Source organism: Bacillus cereus group sp. BfR-BA-01350, from assembly GCF_022663775.1.
In the GTDB taxonomy this organism is placed as follows: Bacteria; Bacillota; Bacilli; order Bacillales; family Bacillaceae_G; genus Bacillus_A; species Bacillus_A paranthracis.
This window is the reverse complement of the sequence record NZ_JAKUGD010000028.1, coordinates 1-5,421: the sequence shown is the minus strand read 5'-3', so window position 1 is coordinate 5,421 and position 5,421 is coordinate 1. Positions and strand designations below refer to the sequence as shown.

Genomic DNA, 5,421 nt, shown 5'->3' with positions numbered 1-5,421 from the left:
TTTCGTTCAGTTTTCAAAGAACTTGTCTGTCGCTCATTTGCGACTTCCTTATGTTAACATTTTCATCTTTCAATGTCAACTAAGTTTTTTATTTCGTTTGTCGCTTTCGACTTTGTTGTCATCGGCGACTTGTTCTATATTACACCTCTAAGTAGCAATCGTCAATACCTTTTTATAAAAATATTTAATTACATGCTTTTATGCTCTTTTAGCTAGATACATCCCCACAAAAATTCATTATCGGAAACTACCTTCTGCTTCTCATTAGTTTATTCTTGCAACACATATTCAATTTAATTTACGTGGACATTTCTCTCCAACAAAACTATTAACCTTATTTTAACAAATAATATTATATAATTAGGGGGTTGTTGTACTATCAATGAACTCTATTAGAAGCAGGTGAAGATATGAAAGATATACGTATCCTTATAGCAGACGATGATAAAGAAATCCGAAATTTATTAAAAATATATTTGGAACGAGAATTATATATGGTAGATACTGCGATTAATGGCGATGAAGCCTTACAATTATTTAATCAAAACAACTATAACCTCGTTATACTAGACCTTATGATGCCGAAAGTAGATGGTATTGAAGTATGTAGAAAGCTTAGAGATAAAACGAACGTACCGATATTAATGCTAACCGCTAAAGATCACGAAATTGATAAAATTTTAGGTTTAAGCATTGGTGCTGATGATTACATTACAAAGCCTTTCAGTATTCATGAAGTCATTGCACGAGTAAAAGCTCTTATGCGGCGTTTTTTAGTTCTTGGAAGTGACGCTAATATACAAGAGAAAACAACTCTAACTTTTAAAGGCCTATTGATTGATTTAAATACATATACAGTTCATACAAACAAAGAAGAAATTAACTTAACCGGAAAAGAACTGGAACTATTAAAATTCTTCACTTCAAATCCAGGACAAGTATTTACAAAAACACAGCTCTTCCGAAATGTGTGGGACGATAATTATATAGAAGATGACAATACCGTTATGGTACATATTCGAAAACTCAGAAAGAAAATAGAAGTCGATCCTTCCAACCCAAAATTCATTCAAACTGTATGGGGAATTGGTTATAAGTTTGTAGGTGAACAGCTTGAAGACTGATAAAACCCTTTTCCTTATTTCATTACAACTTATCATTTGCGGGCTTTTAAATATACAAATGGACCCAAGGGTAAAAATATCTTTATTTATTACCCTTATCTTAATTACAATGTATCTCTTCTTTTCAAGAATACAATTCATTCAGCACCGCAAATCAATAGATACTAAATTAAGTCGTGTACTAAAAGGTAATTTACAAGCAAGATTATTTACAAGCAATGATCGTTCATTACATAATATCGTTTTTTCAATAAACGAACTAATAGCTGAATTAGAAAAGGTTCGGATTGAAGCAAAGAAGTCTGAGGAATCTAGAAAAAAACTTCTGTCTAGTATCTCGCACGATATACGAACACCACTTACCTCCATTATCGGCTATATTGATGCCTTAAAAGATGGGGTTGCTGCTTCTGAAATAGAAAAGCAAGAATATCTTAAAATACTGTATATGAAATCAAATAACTTGAAGCACCTAGTTGATGAGATATTCAATATGGCGAAGCTAGATGCTAACGAATTTCCACTAAAAGAAGAAGAACTCGACTTTTCTGAAGTTACTAGAGAAGTTTTGATTGAATTTTTACCTGAGCTCTCAAAACATAATATTGAACTACAAATTCTCATACCAGAATCTACTTTTCCTATCATGGCAGATCAACTTAGCCTTATACGAATTATAGGTAATTTAATGAAAAATGCTATTTACTACGGAAAGGACGGGAAAACAGTAGGAGTCGAACTATTAGAAACCGATACAGAATATGAACTTCTTATTTGGGACAAAGGCCCTGGTATTCCAAAACATGATTTGCAAAACATATTTGAGCGAATGTACCGAAGCGAACAATCAAGAAACTCCTCTTTTGGTGGTAGCGGTCTCGGACTTTCTATTTCTAAAGCGCTCGTTGAAAAGAATGGCGGGCATATATGGGTTGAAAGTAATCCATGGGAAAGAACCACTTTTGGATTTTCCATTCCAAAACACAATACTTTTAAGAAATAGTTAAGAAATGATTAATATGCAGTTAAACCTTCCTTCTTATCATGTAAGTAAGAACTTATAGAAAGTGGGTGTCTCCTATAAATACAATTATAAAAACAACTAATCTTACTAAAGTATATGGCAATCAAAAATCCGTAGATAATCTAAATATTAACGTTCAACAGGGAGAGATTTATGGATTCATAGGTCGTAACGGTGCTGGTAAAACAACAACCATTCGTATGCTACTCGGTCTTATAAAGCCTACAAGTGGAACTATCGAAATATTCGGAGAGGACTTATTTCAAAATCAAAAAGATATTTTAAGTAGAATTGGTTCTATCGTTGAAGTTCCAGGGTTTTATGAAAACTTAACTGCAAAAGAAAACTTATTAATTAACGCAAAGATAATTGGGGTTCACAAAAAGAATGCTATTGAAGAAGCTTTAGAAATAGTAGGCTTGCAACATGAAACAAAAAAGTTAGTGGGAAAGTATTCTTTAGGCATGAAACAGCGTTTAGGAATTGCACGCGCCCTTCTCCATTATCCCGAACTACTCATATTAGATGAACCAACTAACGGACTAGACCCCATCGGGATTAAAGAAATGCGAAAACTTATTCATTCTTTAGCTCAAGAAAGGAATATAACGATACTCATTTCTAGTCACATATTAGCCGAGGTAGAACAGTTAGTTGATCGTATCGGAATTATTCACGAAGGAAAGTTACTAGAAGAAGTTTCTCTTGATACGCTACGCAAAGCAAACCGTAAATACATAGAATTTCAGGTGAATAATGACAGTAAGGCTACGATGCTATTAGAAAATCAATTTCAAATTTTCGATTATGAGGTACATGATGAAGGGAATATTCGCATTTACTCTCATTTCGGGCAACAAGGATACATCAACAGAACATTTGTTCTAAATGATGTTGATGTATTAAAAATGATGATGAGCGAAGACAGATTAGAAGATTATTTCACCAAGCTAGTTGGAGGTGGAACAATTGGTTAACCTACTCTATACAGAACTATTAAAACTAAAACGCTCTAATATGTTTTTAATTAGTATTATTGGGGCTGGTGTCGCGCCTTTCTTAGTCGTAGTAGCTTCTTATATACATATAAAAACAAAACAGCCAACTCCGACTATTTGGTTCCATCAATTATTCACTGAAGTTAACTTATACACTACTTTAGTTATAGGGTTCCCCTTATATGGAGTAGTAGTTGCTTATCTGTTTACCCGTGAATATGCAGAAGACACATTAAAAAATTTACTAACTATCCCCGTGTCACGCATTAGTTTTATTATAAGTAAGTTTATCATTCTTTTCCTTTGGATCATGATGCTAACTTTAGTTGCTTGGTCGCTTACTTTAATATTAGGGCTATTGGGGAACTTCCCTGGTTTTAACACTGCTTTACTTTTAGGTTCTTCCCTAAAATTTTTAACCTGTGGTGGACTTCTTTTTCTATTGTCTTCACCTATTGTTCTATTAACTCTTGTAATGAAGAGCTATGTACCGCCTATTATATTAACAGTCATTATTACAATGACTAATCTTATGCTCGTAAATTCCAAACATAAAGATTTATTTCCCTGGACTGCCACTTTAGATATCGCAAATAATGAATTACAACCCACATATCCACCAGAGTATTCTTATATCATCATTGCAGCAACAGCAATTGTCGGATTTATTACAACACTATTTTATTTTAAGAGAGTAGACATTCATTAATTTATAGGAGTGAAACTATGAGCGATATCATCACTGCCTTCATACTCGGTATCGTAGAGGGGTTAGCTGAATTTTTACCTATCTCTTCTACCGGCCACCTTATATTAGTCGGGCATTTATTAGGCTTTGAAGGAGAAAGAGCAAAAACGTTTGAAATTGTTATTCAGCTAGGCGCAATTTTAGCTATTGCAATTTTATATCATAAACGTCTCGTATCTTTATGTAATATTAAGCCTCTTCTACGGAAGGAGAAAAAATTCAACGCGTTCCATGTATTTCTTGGCGTATTTCCGGCAGTAGTTGCTGGTTTACTACTACATGATGTTATTAAAACTTACTTATTTCAGCCATATACTGTTGTGATTGGACTTGTAGCAGGGGCAATTCTTATGATCTTTGCAGAAGTAAAAAAGCAAGAGGCAACCGCCTGCTCACTGGACGATTTAACATACCATCAAGCATTAACAATTGGATTATTTCAATGTTTAGCAGTATACCCTGGTTTTTCTAGAGCAGGATCTACTATCTCTGGAGGTCTATTAGCAAAAGTAAATTATAAGACTGCATCAGAGTTCTCTTTTCTAATAGCTCTTCCTGTAATGGTTGGGGCTACAGGCTTAGACTTACTAAAAAGCTGGAAGTATTTAAGTGTCGATGACATCCCTATGTTTGCAGTAGGGTTCATTACCTCTTTTATAGTAGCAATGCTAGCAGTAGTAACTTTTCTGAAGCTTTTAGAGAAGATAGGTTTAAAACCTTTTGCATACTATCGCATTTTGTTAGCTGTCTTATTTACACTTTTCGTATTGCTATAGATTTATATAAGTCACATATTATTAAACCGATATTCAAGTTGAAATATCGGTTTTTTATCCATTTCACCTCTGTCTTACTTGAATATAGCATAGTGGCAATCCCTCTGAATATCCTTCAAGCACTTTTAGCCTTTACCGTACGGCACAATTTAAAAATTAAACATCCCTCCATTAATCTAGATGTCTACTGGACAATGCTATATAGGGACCGAACGTTTTTATAAACCATATTCATTCTAAACATATTATCTTTCTTAATTCACAAAACACAGATACAATTTTTAAATGCGCACAAAGACATAGCATATAAGGAAATTCCCCAAGGATTATAAAGGGACTAAATATTTATTAAAATGAGATAACTGGGATACTTATTGGGGAACCGTAAAAAACTAGGATTTGTTACAGCTTGGCAATTTAGTGATTCTCCTAATTATCTTGCACGGTTAGTAATTGATGAGTTAAAAAACGCAATATGCCCCAGTCACATTTATTATGAATTAGAAACTAAACCAATATCGCCAAATAACGATTATAGTTTTATATTCAATGCGTATGATGAACCTATACCCATCATTAAGACATCAGAATACAACGTTCGTCTATAATTGAAACAGTATAATATTGTTTACTAAACACGAAAAAACACAAGTCAAAAGACTTGTGTTTTTAGTTGCTTGGCGACGTCCTACTCTCACAGGGACAAGGTCCCAACTACCATCGGCGCTAGAGAGCTTAACTTCCGTGTTCG

Annotated in this window: 5 protein-coding genes and 1 rRNA gene; 5 read left to right on the top strand and 1 reads right to left on the bottom strand. The window is 33.8% G+C overall.

What is annotated here, in order from left to right:
* Window positions 1–410: 410 nt before the first annotated feature.
* The 5 genes from MR147_RS26640 (at window position 411) to uppP (ending at window position 4,670) form a co-directional block, all read left to right on the top strand.
* Window positions 411–1,124: a response regulator transcription factor gene (locus MR147_RS26640; RefSeq protein WP_242304886.1), complete on the top strand. Its 714-nt coding sequence runs from the start codon at window positions 411–413 to the stop codon at window positions 1,122–1,124.
* Window positions 1,114–2,127, top strand: a complete 1,014-nt coding sequence (locus tag MR147_RS26635; protein WP_139303836.1) for a sensor histidine kinase — start codon at window positions 1,114–1,116, stop codon at window positions 2,125–2,127. Before MR147_RS26640 ends, MR147_RS26635 begins: the two co-directional genes overlap by 11 nt.
* A gap of 68 nt (window positions 2,128–2,195) precedes the next feature.
* Window positions 2,196–3,125 (top strand): ABC transporter ATP-binding protein, encoded by a 930-nt coding sequence (locus tag MR147_RS26630; protein WP_242304885.1) that lies wholly within the window; start codon window positions 2,196–2,198, stop codon window positions 3,123–3,125.
* Entirely contained in the window at window positions 3,118–3,855 is a 738-nt protein-coding gene (locus tag MR147_RS26625) for an ABC transporter permease (protein ID WP_242304884.1), read from the top strand. Before MR147_RS26630 ends, MR147_RS26625 begins: the two co-directional genes overlap by 8 nt.
* Window positions 3,856–3,872: 17 nt before the next feature.
* Window positions 3,873–4,670, top strand: a complete 798-nt coding sequence (uppP, locus tag MR147_RS26620) for an undecaprenyl-diphosphate phosphatase UppP (RefSeq protein ID WP_242304883.1) — start codon at window positions 3,873–3,875, stop codon at window positions 4,668–4,670.
* 675 nt (window positions 4,671–5,345) lie between these two features.
* Here the strand turns inward: uppP and rrf are convergent.
* A 5S ribosomal RNA gene (gene rrf / locus MR147_RS27370) occupies window positions 5,346–5,421 on the bottom strand; the annotation flags it as partial.